Raw genomic sequence first — 17636 nt, forward strand, 5'->3', positions numbered from 1 at the left:
CCATAAAAGATGCGCCGTTAATCAGCCATAGTTAATAAGCCATAAATAAATCCATAAACTCATTCACCGGTGTTTGTTCTAGTCTTTTTTGATCGTCACACAACTCAATAATCTGCTGACAACGGCTGTCGACAAAGCGAGTTGCCAGACTGGCACGGAACTTTGCTTCCAGTACAGGGATGCCCTCAGCTCGGCGGCGTTTGTGGCCGATAGGATATTCAACAGCCACTTTTTCTGTACTGGTGCCATCTGTAAAAAATACTTGAATGGCATTGGCAATAGAGCGCTTGCTTGGGTCATGATAGTCTTTTGAATACTGCGCGTTTTCTTCTACAACCATCTTGCTACGTAGCTCATCGATTGACAAATGCTGCTCATGATAGTCATCCTTGTAGTTCTCTGCCATCAGATCACCTGTCAACAACGGCACAGCGACCATATACTGCAAGCAGTGGTCACGATCGGCTGGATTGGCAAGCGCGCCTTCTTTTGAAATGATTCGAATCGCTGAGTCATGGGTGGTCAGGACGATTTTGTCGATATCGTCAATTCTGTCTTTTACGTGTGGGTGCAAAATGACTGCGGCTTCACAAGCGGTCTGAGCATGAAACTCAGCAGGAAAGCTTATTTTAAATAAGATGTTTTCCATCACATAACTACCAAAATCTCGCTGAAATTTAAAACGACGTTCGCCTTCAGGCTTTGTCGCTAGATCCTTATTGGTATGGCTGAATAGCACATCATAGAATCCCCACTGCGGTGCGGTGAGTGCGCCTGGGATACCCATCTCGCCGCGCGCGGTGATATCTACTAGGCGTACTGCGCGACTGGTTGCATCACCGGCTGCCCATGATTTTCGACTACCAGCATTGGGGGCATGTCGATAGGTGCGTAGTGCCTGACCATCAACGAGGGCTTGTGAGATTGCTGCCATAATACGCTCACGAGGTAGCTGGTAGAGCTTGGCAACGACGGCAGTTGAAGCCAGTTTGACCAAAAACACATGATCCAGGCCCACACGGTTGAATGAGTTTTCAAGTGCGAGTACGCCTTGAATCTCATGCGCCATGATCATCGCCTCAAGCACAGTTTTCATTGTAAGCGGCGCTTGTCCTTGGCTGATGTTTTTCTGACTGATATAGTCCGCGACCGCCAAGATGCCGCCTAAATTATCAGAAGGATGGCCCCATTCAGCAGCGAGCCACGTGTCATTGTAGTCAAGCCAGCGTACGATACAGCCGATGTCAAAAGCAGCTTTGATTGGGTCTAGCCGATAAGACGTACCAGGAACGCGCGCGCCATGCGGTGTTATTTGGTCAGGGCAATTAGGACCTAAGTGCTTGGTGCACTCAGGAAATCTCAGCGCCAACAGACCACAGCCAATGGTGTCCATCAAGCAATGACGTGCGGTGCTCCATGCCTCAGCAGCGTTCGGTGATTCGTCATCTATTGAATAATTAAGCACATAATCGGCAATTTTTTGGATTTCAACGTCGTATTCCGGACGGACATTGCTCTCAACCGTCGCATGTTTTGTATTTGAATTGGCTATACTTGAATGGTTATCTGAGTGGTCATTTGACATGGTTGTGTCCTCTTCCTTGAGTGTGCCGCTTTGTTAACCAATGATTCTGGTTATCCTTTTAAAGCCATCGTCATTCAAAAGTAGCACACTCAATATGGAACAACCAATTTGAATTGTGTTAAAAATTAAGACATCACCAGCCGTTTAAATCATGAGATACAGTAACCCTAAAATAAACAGCGCCGCTATAATAAACAGCAGAAAACTCAAAACCTTGGTTGTGGTTGATGCGGTGTCCGTGCTCTCTTTTTTGACTTTGTTTTTCTTAGCGACATATAGCACCATTTTTACATGCTCGATATTGTCCTCGAGATAATGCTCGCCTTCGGGTACAAAGCCCAAAGACTCATAAAAACTTAGCAAGTAAACCTGTGCCGAGATAATAATCGGGCGTTTTTTGCCATATTTTTTACGGCAGTGAGCAATGGCTTGGGTCATCATTTGCCGTGCTAGACCATCACCTCTATGCTCTGATAGCACAAGCACTCTACCAATGGCAGGCATTGCAGTGTGGTTGGTCTTAATGGCAGGATCGGCTACTGATAAGTTGGATTTTAACTTGTTGAACTCAGGTGGGATAATACGGCAATAGCCCACCAATGCTGCATTTTGATGAGCGATTAGGTGCAAGCAATCGAAATCCACTTCATCCATATCTTGATAGGCACAGTTTTGTTCGACGACAAACACTTGCGAGCGCGCCTTTAAAATATGATAAAGATCAACTGAGGTCAGCTCGTCAAAGGTTTTTAAAGAAAATTCACAAGTCATAGTGGGCTAGCTTCTGGCAATAGGCAGTAAAAGATTGGCATTATAACGATTTAGGCAGGCATTAACCATTCCTAACCGTTTAGGGTCTGGCTGATTTTGTCTAAGTTTAGGCTATCAGACATGGCGCTAAAGATCTCAAAATATTTGCCGCGTTGGGCATAAAGTACCTCATGTGTACCTGTCTCAACCACTTCGCCATTTTCTATGACCACTAGATCATCGGCATCGATGATTTGCGCGATATTGTGTGAGACCATAATCACGGTACGGTCTTTTTTGATCAGATCTAGGCTTTTTTTGACCTGCTGACTGGCGATGGCGTCTAGACTGGCTGTCGGCTCGTCCAAAAATACAATGGGCGGGTCTTTTAAAAACATCCTTGCCAGTGCGATACGCTGCTGTTGACCACCTGATAGGGATTTGGCAGTACTCTCGTAGCCATCTGGTAGAGACATGACTTGCTCGTGTATAGAGGCTTTTTTTGCCGCCACGATGATGTCATCTTCGCTGGCATTCATATCACCATAGCGGATATTTTCACTAATCGTACCCGAAAAAATATGATTGCTCTGTAGTACCAATCCAATGCGTTGACGCAACTCGTGGGTATCACAGTCAGCCAAATCATGTCCATCTAGGCAGATCGTGCCAGCATCTGGCGTATAGAATTTAACCAATAGATTGATGATGGTGCTTTTGCCAGCACCAGAGAGACCAACCAAAGCCGTAATACGATTGGGCCTGATGGTAAAGCTCACATCTTTTAAAGCTTGTGTGCCATTAGGATAGGTAAAATCAACGTTTTTAAGCTCGATATGGCCTTTTAGGTTTTCGCTACTGATACCATCGATGTTTTCGACTTGTTTGTCGTCTTCTAAAATATCAAAAAAACCTTCGGCATAGGTCAGCGCATTATTGATTTGATCATAGATGCGATGCAATTGACGGATAGGAGCGGCGACATTTTGAAATAGCATGACATGAAACAAAATCATGCCAATGGTCATCTCGCCTTGTAGCACAAAATAAGCGGTGAGGAGAATGATAACCACCACACCAATCTGCTCGATAAAGGTTTTGATGGCATCATAAATAAAGCCAATACTGCGAATACGCAGCTGGTTGTCAGTCATCTCTTTTTGAATGGCTAAGTGCTTCTCAGCTTCGATGGACTCACGGACGAAGGATTTCACCACGCTGATCGAATTAATCAAAGAGATCACCAAACCGCTTTTGGCTTCTCGAAACCCGCGCATCTGCCGACGAAAACCTTGTAGACGCCGTGCTTGCTTTTGGCTAATAACAAAGTAAATGGGTATGATAATAAGACCGACCATGCCAACCCAAAAATTGGTCGAAAACATGATAATAAGCGCCACAATTGCGTTGGCAAATAGCGGTAGCATGTCGATAAAGAAGTTTTGCACCAGGCTGGTTAAACTGCTGACCCCATAATCAATACGAGTTTGCAATTTACCACTGTCATTTTCACTACTGGTATAAAACGCCATCCGATAGGTAAGGATGCGCTCAATGATTTTTTGAGACAAATCGCGCGACAAGTTGATACGAATCTTTTCACCAAAAAAACGCTGACCAAAAGAGATGAATATCGACAGGATCTCTTTGGTCAGGAGGACCGCACTAATAATCCCTAACATACGCAGACCTGCTTGCCATGGCTCGGCAAGCGTGGCAATTTCGGTCAAGGTATCGACGGTATAACGTAGTACAAACGCATTTACCTGTGCGGTAAAAGAGCCTAGGGCGGTCAGTGCTAAGGTGGCGATAATAAGCAAGCGATAAGGTTTAGCAAATACCGCCAGTTTTTTTAGAATATCCCACAGCAGTGCCCGCCGTTCTTTCTTTTCGACTGGAGGCTTTTTTTCTAACTGTACGCGGCGGGGTTGGGGAGATGTTGGCATGTATTTTTATAATTATTAGTAATTAGCTTTCATTATGTACTACTTTATTAGCGACTCCAAAAGGTATGTGAACCGAAGGTAAAATACTAGCAGATTTCAAGTGTAACTTTTGATCATCAAAGAAAATATGTGGTTTTAATATCTCAAGCACCTTAGACTTTTCAACTCCTCCCATAAAAAATGCCTCATTAGCAAGAATATCCCATTCTCTCATAGTATTAATTGCACGCTTATGTGAAGGTGCGTTTCTTGCTGTGACGATGGAAACTCTCAAAACTGGTTCATAATTAGGATTTTTAAGCTTGTAAGTAGTCTCAAGCTTTTGAATATAAGAAATGCGATCAAGAAAGTTTTTTAAAGGTCCTGGATTATGAGCTATATCTACTTTAGAAGACTCGTGAGAGTGGAAATCACCTAATTCATTAGATTTCTTATAAACTGTTTCTGCTTCATCGTCTATCAGCACCCCGTCAAAGTCGAAAGCAACCCTTAATTGCATGTCCTCAATATCATCAGAAATATTACCATGCAAGATTTGACCTGCTGGAAATCCTGCATCTACTGCTTGCTTAACATCTCCTTCATTGGCAGATAAAAATAACTCAATATCAAATGCTGGGATATATTTATAAGCTGATTGGCCTTGCAAAAAAACAGCCCGTGTAATTGACAGCTCATAGTGCTCAATAGAATTCATGACTCTCAACCCTGTGTCAGGATCGTTACGAGACAATAAAATTACTTCAACCAAAGGTTCATCTGAAATTTCATTCAACTTTAATAATCTTCTGATGAATGGATAAGCAACGCCTGTGATAAGAGGAATATCTTGGTTTTCACGTTGATAATCCCTATATGCCTGCTCACCTTGTTCCCTAAATACCTTGTCTGACTCATCTAAATCAAACAAAGCACTTGAAGACAATCCAATTACTAACCTTCCTGTAAGGTCGTATGCCATTATAATTTCCTTAATTAAAAACTATCCGCTGGCACAAAAACTTCACCAACCATGATACGCCTTGCTGAGCGGCTCATCGACACTTTTTTGGCTTGCCAGCGCCCATCGACCAGTTCGGTTTTTCCGCCGACGAGCAATGTGCCTGATGGGTGGCCAAAACGCACCTCTGTCAGCTCGCCAGCGCCTGCTGCTTGATTGACGAGCGTGCCTTGTGTGGTTGCCGCAGCGGCGATAGCAACTGCTGCTGTACCCATCATAGCGTGATGCAATTGACCCATACTCATGGCACGTACGACTAAGTCAATCTCGCCTGCATCGACCGATTTACCACTAGAGGCCGTATAGCTCTGTGCTGCACCTACCCAAGCGACTTTAGGAATGTGTTGACTGGTCTGTGCCTCGCTCACGTCTTTAAATAACCCCATCGCGACACCGCCTGTGGCACGGATTTTTTCAAGCTTGATAAGTAACTCGCTGTTGCTATTGATGTCACCTTGCAACTCAGTACCCGTAAAGCCCAAATCTTCTGCCTTCATAAAGATGGTTGGGATACCTGCGCTAATAAAGGTCGCCTTGACACTATCGGTATTTAAACCGCAGCCAGCAACATCAAATTCATCGACTAAGTTACCAGTAGGGAACATGTCGCTAGTAGCATCTACAGGGTCGATAAACTCAATTTTGACTTCAGCTGCTGGGAAGGTCACACCATCTAATTCAAAGTTTCCTGTTTCTTGAACCTGTACTTTGTCATTTGCGTCTTTATAGATGGGAACATGGGCAATAATGGTTTTACCGATATTTTCTTGCCAAATACGCACTTCACAAATACCGCTATCTGCATATTCATCGATGCTGTTATTGATTTTGTCAGCATCGACCAAACCCATATTAATGGCACAGGCACCGACGGCCGCGGTTAAGTTGCCACAGTTACCCGCCCAGTCAATCATAGGTTTGGCGATATTGACTTGTCCGAACAGATAATTCACATCGTGATCTGGTCTGTCAGAGGCCGATAAAATAACCGTTTTTGACGTACTAGAGCTGCCATTGCCCAAGCCATCGATTTGCTTGCCGTAAGGATCTGGGCTGCCGATGACCCGTAGCAGAAATTTATCACGTGATTCGCCAGCGACTTGGCAGCGCTCAGGTAAATCAGATAATTTAAAGAAAGTGCCTTTTGAGGTACCACCGCGCATATAGGTAGCAGGAACGGATAGTTGCGGGGCGAAAGAAGCTTTTGATTTAGTATTTGTTTGGGCCACTGTATTAAGTCCTTTTTATATTGTTATAAGATTGGGTATGCTGCCATCAGCAAGTAAACATACATGATTAAGAGCGCTCGTTAATAATGATAGCGACAAGAGATAATCGTAAGATAATTATCATCGACGGCATATACCAAACGATTGGCGTCGTCGATACGTCTTGACCAAAATCCGGATAGGTTTTCTTTTAGAGGTTCAGGTTTGCCAATGCCTTCAAACGGATTACGCTTACATTCAGTGATGAGCTTATTGACGCGTTTGAGTGTTTTTTTGTCTTGCGTTTGCCAGTATAGGTAGTCTTTCCACGCAGCATCTGTCCATGCTAGTTGTTCACTCATTATCAGACCCTTTGGATTGATTAAAGCCTTTGAGTTCAAGCACTTTCAATATCGCCATCCGTATGCTCATTATTATCGCTGCTACCATTTCTTTTATCACTATCTTCTGCTGTATCTATTAGCTCACGTGTAACCGTCTTGCCAGCCTTATATTGAGCAATAGAGTCCGCTAAGTGCGCCGCATTGGCAGGAGATTTTAATAGATAAACGGTTTCCATCAGGCTATTGTAATAATCAAGCGACATCACAACCGCATCATCGGCGTCACGGCGGGTCACGATAGTGGCGTTGGCATCATCATTTACCGTGTCTAGAACGGACTTTAGGTGCTTTCTGGCTTCTGAAAAACTAACGACTCTCATGGCTTACTCCCTTCATGATATTCTGCATAACTTGTACAATATATCGTACATATTACGCTATTGGTGAAGTAAACTCAATATTTAGCTACTATCTAGTATTTAGGAGTAAGTAACAAAACTCAGTGTATAGAACGCAAAAGCAAATAAAAGCCGACGTCATATAAGGTTATACAACATCGGCAACTTTTATACTTTGCTGCTTATCACACTAAAAACTACAGGATAGCCTTAGACAATATCAAGCGTACCTTCGATAAACTCTTTAGCAAAGCGTTGTAGCATACCGCCAGCATTGTACATTTTGACTTCATCGGCCGTATCTAGGCGGCAGATAATAGGCGTCTCAGTGGTACTGCCATCGGCACGATGGATCACTAGAGTCATCAACCCGCCAGCCGAGACTTTGCCTGTGACATCAAAGGTTTCTGTACCATCGATATTTAGCGTATGGCGAGTCGTGCCTTCCTCGAACTGTAAAGGCAGCGCGCCCATGCCAACTAAGTTTTGACGATGAATACGCTCAAAGTCCTCAGCGACGACGGCTTCTACGCCAGCGAGACGCACACCTTTGGCAGCCCAGTCACGGCTTGAGCCTTGACCATAGCCATCACCTGCGATGATGATAAGCGGCTGCTCACGGTTCATGTAGGTTTCAATGGCTTCCCACATGCGCATGACTTGGCCTTCTGGTTCGACGCGTGCCAGTGAACCTTGGACAACCTCACCACTTTCATCACGTACCATCTCGTTTAATAGCTTAGGATTGGCAAAGGTGGCACGTTGTGCGGTTAAATGGTCGCCGCGATGGGTCGCGTACGAGTTATAGTCCTCAGCAGGCAAGCCCATGGTGTCTAAGTACTCGCCAGCTGCCGATGAGCCAAGAATGGCGTTTGATGGTGACATATGGTCGGTTGTAATATTATCACCTAGGACAGCAAGTGGACGTAGGCCTGTCAGTTTGTTTTTCTTAGCCATTTTGCCTTCCCAATACGGCGGACGGCGGATATAAGTGGTCATTTCGCGCCAGTCGTATAGTGGGCTTAATGCCTTGCCCGTGTCTTTTTTGGCTTCATCAAACATAGGAATATATACAGAATTGAACTGCTCAGGCTTCACGGCAGAAGCAACAATGGCATCAACCTCTTCATCATCAAACCAGATGTCTTTTAGATAGACGTCATTGCCATCCGTATCTTTGCCCAATGCGTCTTTTTCAATATCAAAACGAATGTTACCTGCGATAGCATACGCAATGACCAGTGGTGGCGATGCCAAAAATGCTTGCTTGGCGTATGGATGAATACGACCATCAAAGTTACGGTTACCCGACAGCACTGCCGTGGTAAATAAATCATTGTCGATGATTTCTTTTTCGATATCAGGGTCAAGCGCACCGCTCATACCATTACAGGTGGTACAAGCAAAGCCAACCACATCAAAGCCGATTTCTTGCAATTCTGGCATCAGACCTGCTTCTTCTAGGTACATTTTGACCGTTTTTGAGCCAGGTGCTAAGGATGACTTCACCCAAGGTTTACGTAATAATCCTTTGGCATTGGCGTTACGAGCAACTAAGCCTGCGGCAACCATGTTGCGTGGGTTTGAAGTGTTGGTACAGCTGGTGATCGCAGCGATAATTACTGCGCCATCTGGCATTAGACCATCTTTTGGCTCTGGTAGCTTTTGATCGGGCGCGTGGGCGATACCTTTGGCAACCAAATCATCAGTTGATACGCGGGCATGTGGACGCGACGGGCCTGCCATATTACGACCTACTGATGACAAATCAAACTCAAGGACACGTGCGTACTCGGCTTTTTCCATGCCATCAGCCCATAGACCTGTCTGCTTGGCATACTGTTCAACCAATTTGATTTGTTCTTCAGAACGACCAGTCAGTCGCAGATAGTCAGTGGTTTGCTCATCGATATAGAACATCGCGGCAGTGGCACCATATTCAGGTGTCATATTAGAGATTGAGGCACGGTCACCAACGGTCAGCTGACGGGCACCTTCACCAAAGAACTCAATATAAGTAGAGACCACACCTGCATCACGTAAGAATTCAGTCATCGCCAGTACCAAGTCCGTACCGGTAATGCCTTTTTGTAATTTACCCGTTAACTTAACACCAACGTAATCAGGCAGACGCATATATGATGGGTTGCCTAGCATGACGCTTTCAGCTTCTAGACCGCCGACACCGATTGAGATCACACCTAGGGCGTCGACCATCGGCGTGTGACTATCAGTACCAACTAGCGTATCGGCAAACGCGACTTCTTCACCTGCTTTATTGTGCACAACTTGTACGACAGGTGACATTTTCTCTAGGTTGATCTGATGCATGATGCCGTTACCAGGCGGCACGACGTTTACATTGTCAAAAGCATACTGACACCAGTTAATAAAGTGAAAACGGTCATCGTTGCGGCGCTCTTCAATCGCACGGTTTTTCTCAAATGCATCTTCTTCAAAGCCTGCATGCTCAACAGCCAAAGAATGGTCAACAATAAGCTGAGTTGGCACAATAGGGTTTACTTTAGACGGATCACCACCTTGCTCAGCGATGGCGTCACGCAAGCCTGCCAAATCAACAAAGGCCGTCTGACCCAAGATATCATGACAGACTACGCGGGCAGGGTACCAAGGAAAGTCTAAATCTTGCTTACCCTCGATATGCTGTTTTAGGGCATCGGTTAACTCTTCTGGTGGGCAACGGCGTACTAAATTTTCACACAATACTTTTGAGCAGAACGGTAGCTTGTCATAAGCACCTTCTTCGATACGCTCGACCGCTTCACGGGTGTCAAAGTAGTAAAGGTCAGTATCGGGAAGTGGTTTTTTGAATTCATCGTTCATGGGTTGTACTAGGGCGTTGTCCATAAGTCACCTTTGGCTGTTGGCTAATTTTAATAAATAGTTAAACGTCAATATTGGGTAGAAATTCATTGCTTTAGCAAAATCATCAGTTGTTGTAGACTTTGCTAAAAAAACGAAATTAGGAAGACAGGGGTCGTACTTAAAAGGGTTGTACATAACATAAGATATGACAATTGAGTCTAATCAGATAACAATACTCAATCGTCATATCGTTATCAGCCAGCACTATTGCTCGCTGATAACGTTACTCAATAAGCTGCCTAATAATAAGCATTTAACACTAACTGTCTTAACGCGCGCTCATATCTGGCACTGGGCGTAGATCTTCACCCGTATACTCTGCACTTGGGCGAATGATACGGTTATTAGCACGTTGCTCAAATACGTGAGCGGCCCAACCAGTCAAGCGTGAGCAGACAAAGATAGGTGTGAATAGCTTGGTTGGAATCCCCATAAAGTGATAGGCTGATGCATGGAAGAAATCAGCATTACAAAACAGTTTTTTCTCGCGCCACATGACTTCTTCACAGCGTACTGATACAGGATATAGTACTTCATCACCAACGTCCGCAGCCAGCTTCTCAGCCCAACCCTTAATCACGACGTTACGTGGATCTGACTCGCTATAGATCGCATGACCAAAGCCCATGATTTTATCTTTACGAGCCAGCATGCCCATCATTTCTTCTTCGGCTTCATCAGGTGAGCTAAAACCTTCAATCATATCCATAGCCGCTTCATTCGCGCCGCCATGCAATGGACCACGTAATGAGCCGATGGCACCAGTAATGCAAGAGTGGATATCAGATAGAGTTGAAGCACAGACACGAGCAGTAAAGGTCGACGCATTGAACTCATGCTCTGCATACAAGATAAGCGAGACGTTCATGACTTTTTCATGTAGCTCGTTTGGCTTCTCGCCTTTGAGCAAATGCAAGAAATGACCGCCAATAGTGGCGTCGTCTGTATCAGTCTCGATACGCACATTATCATGGCTAAAACGATACCAATAGTTGATGATCGACGGGAACGCTGCCAGCATACGGTCAGTTTGATCATTTTGCTGAGCAAAGTCAGTCTCAGTTTCAAGGTTACCGAGCATCGAGCAACCAGTACGTAGCACATCCATTGGATGCGCGTCGCTTGGAATGCGCTCAAGCACATCTTTTAATGCTTGTGGTAGGCCGCGTAGTTTTTTTAGCTTGGCTTGATAGGCATCAAGCTCGCTTTGCGTAGGCAAGTTACCATATAGCAGCAGGTACGCCACTTCTTCAAAAATACACTTGTCGGCTAGTTCTGATACGTCATAGCCGCGATAGGTCAGACCAGAGCCTGATTTGCCGACGGTAGATAGAGCGGTTTTACCAGCGACTTGTCCGCGTAGACCTGCACCTGAAAGTTCTTTTTGTGCTGCCATGTTTACATTCCTTTTGTGGGTAGCTTTTTTGGGTGAAAACAGTATATCTAACGATGTTTCTGATGAGAAATTTATTGGTTAATGACTGACTATAGCGCCAGTTGAGCGTTATGCAGGCTGTTCAGGCTGTGGACCGTCTAAGTCGACATTACAACGCTTAAACTCAGCTTCAATAGGGCCGTTCAAGACCTCCATCGCGCTACCTTCGCCTTCTGCATTATTGATTTCCATATACTTGACACCCAGTGGCGACTCCATAAATGTCTGGATTTCAGTCATTTCTTCTGGGGTAGGGTCAGCCATCGGGGTTGCGACTTCTTCGCCATTCATGACACGCAATTGCTCATTGCCAAAAGCAAGCAGCTTTTTGCCAACGTCTGACGTATAAAAGCTATCTAGCTCTTTTAGCTCTGCGTCGGTGAATTGAGACTTATAAAAGCTATCAACTTCGGCTTTGCCCAAATCTTTATCGCGCGACTCAAGGCAGCTGACCTGCTCTTCGCTGAGTGCACCACTATTGATAATTGGTGCAAGCAGTAAGCTATTAACGGTATCTAACGTAATGGTCGTCATAACCAAGTCGTCTTGAGAGACAGCATTTGATGGCGCAGCTTGAGTCACAGCAGTATCGTTTGTTTCACTGGTAGTCGTGTCAACGTTATCGACAGTTTCTGGCGTTTTATCACAGCCAGTGATGAGTAGTAGCCCCGCAAGTGTACTACTGAGTAGTGTCGCTTTAAGCGCTGTATGGGAAGTGAACAATGACATAAATAACCTAAAGGCAAATGAATACGAATTTTAAGAAGATAAAACACCCAGAGGTAATTTATCTTCTCAGCGTTGCTAACAACCAATCATTGGTTACTTGTTACCAGCAAATAGCTTGTCTAGTGTCTGCTCAAACTCATGATAGTTTAAGAAATCATAGAGCTCCATACGAGTCTGCATGGTATCGACGACTTTTTCTTGCGTGCCGTCATTGAGTAGATGCTGATAAACGTTCAGTGCCGCTTTGTTCATAGCGCGGAAGGCTGATAGCGGATATAGCACCATCTCGACACCCACACTATAGAGCTGATCGGTGGTATATAGATCGGTCTGACCAAACTCTGTCATGTTTGCCAGTACAGGAATGTCCAATACATCAGTGAACTTACGATACATCTCGATATCAGTTAGCGCTTCTGCAAAGATCATGTCTGCGCCAGCTTCTTGGAATGCGACGGCACGCTCCACAGCAGCGTCCAGCCCTTCTACTGATAGGGCATCTGTACGAGCCATCACTACAAAGTCAGGATCCGTTTTTGCGTCTAATGCCGCCTTTAGACGATCTACCATTTCTGAGATGCTGACGATTTCTTTATTTGGGCGATGACCACAACGTTTTTGTGCCACTTGGTCTTCGATATGTACTGCCGCGACGCCTGCTTTTTCCATCTTTCTGATGGTTTGGGCAATATTGAATGCGCCGCCAAAACCCGTATCAATATCGACTAGTAGTGGCGTATCGACTGCGTCAGTGATACGGCGAGCATCTTCTAATACGTTATCAAGGCTGGTCATACCAAGATCAGGTAAACCAAATGAGGCATTGGCCACGCCAGCACCAGAGAGATATAACGCTTGATGACCGACTTGGGTGGCCATCATCGCTGTATAAGCGTTGATAGCGCCTGCAATTTGTAATGGTTGATTGTTATCATTTTTTTGAGTGAGTACACTGCGAAAGCGTGCGCCTGCTGAAGAAGTGGTCATGCTAGTATCCTTGCAGATAGAGGAAGTATTATCGTTGTTGTGACTGATTATACCCAATTATTAAACTCTAAAAAGCTCGCTAACGGAATTATTGATTATAATAAATAAAGATATATATTAAATTTTTTAATATTATTCATAATATAAATAGCATTATGCATTTATTGGTAATTTCTCACAATAAGTATTCATATTGCTTAAAATCACAGCTTTTAGAATCTCCCATTTTTTACATTTAGTTACAATTACTAAGGCTGCCTTGCCTTATTGATATAATTACACTCATCAAAAAGCCCCAACAGCTAGGCTATTAGGGCTTATGTTCCGCTTAAATAAGATTGTTAAGTGCTGAGTTTTAAATTAAGCAAAAAGCTTAAGCAAATAAACCTGCCATATTGGCCAAGAACAATAACGCGAAACCTGCTAAGAATATCAAGCCTGCGATAGATAGAGCATTCATACCTGCTGACAGTTTCTTATGCTTTTTAACCAATGAGTAGTTTAACCAACCAAAAATAGGCGCAGAGACGAACGCTGATATCATGGCAAACTTAAGCATTGAGCCTAGCTGTCCGGTAAAGAACGTGATAATCACTAGCCCGCCACCGATAGCATAGGTGGTCCAAAAAGCGACTTGCTTTTTGTTGATTTCACTTTCACCTTTTAGTAGGCGCCAACATTCAGCATTAGCGCGTCCATAGCCATCAGCACAGGTGATGGTCGTGCCAAACATACACATAAAGGCGACGAAAGCGACCAGCAGTCTCGACCACTCACCAATGGTTGCGGTATACATATTGATCAACTGGTTGATATAAGCACCGCCGACCAACTCAATCTCTTGTCCTGATCCGTACTGGACAAACACACCTAACGATAAGAAGAGCAATGCCAATATCGCTGAGACTGCATAGCCAACGTTAAAATCTAACAAGCCTTGGCTATGCGTGGTGTGATCTGCTTTGACTTTGGCAGAGGTCCACATAGAGGTAATCGCTGCAAACTCTAGCGGTGCTGGCATCCAGCCCATGAGTGCTACGATGAAGCCCAACGTGGCCAGGTTCCAAGGAGAGACCGCCACAAAATCTACTGCCATAACGGTTGGCTTGCCAGCAGCAATGATAACTGCAGCAACGGTAGCTGCGGTAAGCGCAATCATAATCCACTTAGTCACACCATCGAGCAACTTATAATGCCCTGCAATCAAAAAGAACCAAGAGACCGCGACGATAATGAGAGATAACGCCATTGTCGACAGACCAAGTGAGGCTGGCAGCATAAAGCCCAAAATTACGGCAGCAATAAGTGAAACCGCACCCGTACTGATAACCGCTGACAAGATAGAAAGAATAAAATATACCCAGAGGTATACCTTTGAGCGTTTGGCATAGCCTGCAATCAAACTCTCGCCAGTATCGTAGACGTAGTCAGTTGCAAAGCGAAAAAACGGATACTTAAACACGTTGGCCAATACAATCATAATAGCCAATTGCCAGCCATAGATAGCACCCGCCTGTGTTGATGAAATCAAATGCGAACCACCAATGGCAGCAGTTGCCATCAAAATGCCTGGGCCAAAGATGCGCCAGCTAAAGCCCTTCTGTTGCGAGGCAACGCTATCGTCAGGGGCACTTGGGTTGTTGAGTTGTTGTGTGGACATGAATACCTCGAAATGGTTAAAGCAGCAAATTATCACCTACCTGTGTCAGCTTGCCAATGATCATAAAAGAACGTCCTACAAACCATCTAAATATAAAACGATTTACATCGCATCGACTTTATCACACCAACACTGTCTAGGAGAATGATTATTCTAGTTATTATTACTATTTGTTTGCATTGCTATTCTTGTTAGTTAGCATACTTATAAAATAATATCAATATTTAAAATGAATTATTTTTGGCGGTTCTTTATAACACAATATTCATCGGATATCTGCCCATTTAGGCCTGTGACACAAAATTTTGCTGCCGATAAGTAATGCCGCGCTGTTCGTAGACGTGATAAATGGCCGTAAGCAAGTCAGGTATTTTTGGATGTACGAAGTCTTTGAGGGTGTGTAAATAAATAGGGGAGGTGACATTTTCATGAACCAAACGTTGGTAGCTGATCTGTTCCGTACGTACGGTTTGCAAGCTGGCAGGCACCAATGTAATGCCTTCTCCTGCCGCGACCAGCCCCAATGCGACCTGCAAATCGCTGACTGTCGTGGTCATAAAAGGTGAGATGCCATACTGGGCAAAAAGATGTAGTAAAGGCTCAGTAATAGGCTCGCTAGATGATGCGTCATGCTTAGCAGCACGGTTGACTCTACTTGTAGACAGCTTGTGGGTCGCTGTTTCTGTCGTCACCGTGGACGAGACTGGCAAATGTGTTTGATGGTATAAAATTAAGCGATTATTCGCTAGGTCTATCAAGCGCTGCTTACGTACATTGGCAAGCGGATGTGACTTTGGTAATGCTACCACATAGCGTTCATGACGTAGCAGAATCTGCTGAATCCATGGATCTTGATGCGCAAATCGGCCAAAGCCTATATCAATCTCACCAGACTTGAGGGCATCCATTTGTTGATATGAGCTGATGTCTTTTAAATTAACGTCGATATCAGGGCTGAACTGTTTAAGCGTGGCAATGATTTCAGGCAACAGGCCATATAGCACTGAGGGCACAAAACCTATATTTAAAACGCTGCTAGGTGCTGATAGACGCTGAGTCATACTGGTTACAGTATCAATCTCGGTCAGGATAGTGCTTATTTTATCGTAGAAAAAACTGCCCGCTTCAGTCAGATGTAGGGGCCTGTGGTAGCGATCAATAAGCACCACGCCCATATCAGTCTCTAACTGTTTTAGCAATCGACTCAGGCTCGGCTGTGACAATCCTGTCTTGGTGGCGGCAGCGCTAAAGCTGCGCAAATCTGCAACCGCGATAAACGCATTAAGCTGTTTTAAATCCATACTATTGAGCCTGTCATAGTCTATGCTATCTCTACATAGATTAGTTCTTAAGGTTGATTTATCATATTATTTAGAATAGTTCTTATCAATATTAGCGCTATTCCATAAATTGTGCTTGAAGATAATAGGTCGAGCAACTATATTGTTGGCTAATAACACTGTTACACTATAGTAAGAAAATTCATTCTAGCAATCATTTAACACCAGTAGAAAAACTGGTTTGGTATTATTCTATGAGCGACGAAAAAAAGACGCTGGCACCGATTTTGATGAAAAATTGGCTAGAATTATTGACCAAAAATCGCGTAAGCGTAATAACAATGACATCTACGAACGCTTTATTAATCGAGTCCATGGTTCTGAAGAGAACGATCAGGCTGAGTTTGAAACACTAGAAAGTGCAAAGAACCTTGCCGCTTTCGAACCCTTGAGCACAGAAGAGTTGCAACTGTTTGAAGATCAAAGCAGTGAGCAAGAATTATTGCTAGAAACAGAAAATGCTACAGCAGCAAACACTACCTCTGAAGCTTCAGATACAAATGTAGTATTTGAAAATATATCTGAAAATAATGTGCTGAATATCGCTAACGATAGCGACAGTATTAGTATTGATGTCAATGATGTAAGTGCAGATACAGAAGCCTCAGAATATATAGATCGCAACAATATAGATAGTAGCAATCAAACAGAGTCATCCTCTACGATTGACCATAGTGAATCTGTCATAACTGAGATATCAGATGATGATTCTTTAAACATCCCTTTAAAAATTGAGAATGTGTCTGAATCAGCTATCGAAGAGCCAGTCATGGACAATAAAGTGATCAAAAGCAAGAAACCTCTCATGATGGCTATGTCGATTGGTTTAATCGTATTGATTGCTATTGCATTAATGCTTGTATTTTCAGGAGTCTTATCTACTTCTACGGTTGATAGTATAGACAACAGCACTGATGGTAATGTAGAGACAGACAGTACACCAGCTGTTAGTGCTGATCCAGTACTGTCTACTGATAGTCAAACAACTACGGATGGCGTTGACCCTGTAAGTACGCAACCAGCCACTACTCAGCAAGATGCTTTGGACAACAATAGACAGGACCTGCCAGCTGCTAATGAGCGAGAGTCAACTTCTGAAGCTCCTACACCAGAAAATGATGCCACTGTTATAGATATTGAAGAAGCTGCCATAACTTATGAGGACTTTAGACAGGAGTCGCAGACTACCTTGTACCGCGAAACCAACGATTAAAGGGGCTATGTTTTATACCATTTCAGAAAGTTAAATAACCGTCTATCAATTTATTCGAGACGTTCGTACTAGAAATTGTTGCAACACAATATAAAATTCGTATCATTATGTAAAAGGCGCGGTTATGTGCCATTGATGATATGAATTATACGGTA

The 17636-nt window shown here is 44.0% G+C and carries 13 protein-coding genes and 1 pseudogene; 1 reads left to right on the top strand and 13 read right to left on the bottom strand.

Annotated features, from left to right (window positions below; genetic code table 11):
- Nucleotides 1–31: 31 nt before the first annotated feature.
- From QL898_RS11525 to QL898_RS11585, 13 genes and pseudogenes are all read right to left on the bottom strand, one after another.
- Nucleotides 32–1585 carry a bifunctional 2-methylcitrate dehydratase/aconitate hydratase gene (locus tag QL898_RS11525; protein ID WP_290176913.1) on the bottom strand — a complete coding sequence of 518 codons (1554 nt, stop codon included), beginning with the start codon at nt 1583–1585 and terminating at the stop codon, nt 32–34.
- Nucleotides 1586–1729: 144 nt separating this feature from the next.
- Nucleotides 1730–2356 (bottom strand): GNAT family N-acetyltransferase, encoded by a 627-nt coding sequence (locus QL898_RS11530; RefSeq protein WP_290176914.1) that lies wholly within the window; start codon nt 2354–2356, stop codon nt 1730–1732.
- A gap of 71 nt (nt 2357–2427) precedes the next feature.
- Nucleotides 2428–4281 (bottom strand): ABC transporter ATP-binding protein, encoded by a 1854-nt coding sequence (locus QL898_RS11535; RefSeq protein ID WP_290176915.1) that lies wholly within the window; start codon nt 4279–4281, stop codon nt 2428–2430.
- A 22-nt stretch (nt 4282–4303) separates the two neighbouring features.
- On the bottom strand, nt 4304–5242 hold the full coding sequence (locus QL898_RS11540) for a 5'-nucleotidase (protein WP_356639206.1): 939 nt from the start codon (nt 5240–5242) through the stop codon (nt 4304–4306).
- Between the two features lie 14 nt (nt 5243–5256).
- The gene (prpF, locus tag QL898_RS11545; RefSeq protein ID WP_290176916.1) at nt 5257–6510 is read right to left on the bottom strand and encodes a 2-methylaconitate cis-trans isomerase PrpF; all 1254 of its coding nucleotides are present in this window, start codon (nt 6508–6510) and stop codon (nt 5257–5259) included.
- An 80-nt stretch (nt 6511–6590) separates the two neighbouring features.
- Complete coding sequence (locus QL898_RS11550; RefSeq protein WP_149491611.1) at nt 6591–6851, bottom strand: Txe/YoeB family addiction module toxin; 261 nt, start codon at nt 6849–6851, stop codon at nt 6591–6593.
- A gap of 113 nt (nt 6852–6964) precedes the next feature.
- A pseudogene (locus tag QL898_RS11555) lies at nt 6965–7213 on the bottom strand (type II toxin-antitoxin system prevent-host-death family antitoxin); the annotation flags it as partial.
- A 228-nt stretch (nt 7214–7441) separates the two neighbouring features.
- Entirely contained in the window at nt 7442–10075 is a 2634-nt protein-coding gene (acnD, locus tag QL898_RS11560) for a Fe/S-dependent 2-methylisocitrate dehydratase AcnD (protein ID WP_290176933.1), read from the bottom strand.
- A gap of 310 nt (nt 10076–10385) precedes the next feature.
- The gene (gene prpC, locus QL898_RS11565) at nt 10386–11513 is read right to left on the bottom strand and encodes a 2-methylcitrate synthase (RefSeq protein ID WP_290176918.1); all 1128 of its coding nucleotides are present in this window, start codon (nt 11511–11513) and stop codon (nt 10386–10388) included.
- 108 nt (nt 11514–11621) lie between these two features.
- Nucleotides 11622–12281 carry a DUF2059 domain-containing protein gene (locus QL898_RS11570; protein WP_201547079.1) on the bottom strand — a complete coding sequence of 220 codons (660 nt, stop codon included), beginning with the start codon at nt 12279–12281 and terminating at the stop codon, nt 11622–11624.
- Between the two features lie 93 nt (nt 12282–12374).
- Nucleotides 12375–13268: a methylisocitrate lyase gene (gene prpB / locus QL898_RS11575; RefSeq protein ID WP_201547077.1), complete on the bottom strand. Its 894-nt coding sequence runs from the start codon at nt 13266–13268 to the stop codon at nt 12375–12377.
- 373 nt (nt 13269–13641) lie between these two features.
- Nucleotides 13642–14829, bottom strand: coding sequence for a divalent metal cation transporter (locus QL898_RS11580; RefSeq protein WP_290176934.1), 1188 nt, complete (start codon nt 14827–14829; stop codon nt 13642–13644).
- Between the two features lie 383 nt (nt 14830–15212).
- Nucleotides 15213–16229 carry a LysR family transcriptional regulator gene (locus QL898_RS11585; RefSeq protein WP_201547075.1) on the bottom strand — a complete coding sequence of 339 codons (1017 nt, stop codon included), beginning with the start codon at nt 16227–16229 and terminating at the stop codon, nt 15213–15215.
- Nucleotides 16230–16449: 220 nt separating this feature from the next.
- Here QL898_RS11585 and QL898_RS11590 point away from each other — a divergent pair, with 220 nt between their 5' ends.
- On the top strand, nt 16450–17481 hold the full coding sequence (locus QL898_RS11590; protein ID WP_290176919.1) for a hypothetical protein: 1032 nt from the start codon (nt 16450–16452) through the stop codon (nt 17479–17481).
- Nucleotides 17482–17636: the final 155 nt, after the last annotated feature.

The sequence above is a fragment of the Psychrobacter sp. APC 3279 genome (genome assembly GCF_030407795.1).
Lineage (GTDB): Bacteria > Pseudomonadota > Gammaproteobacteria > Pseudomonadales > Moraxellaceae > Psychrobacter.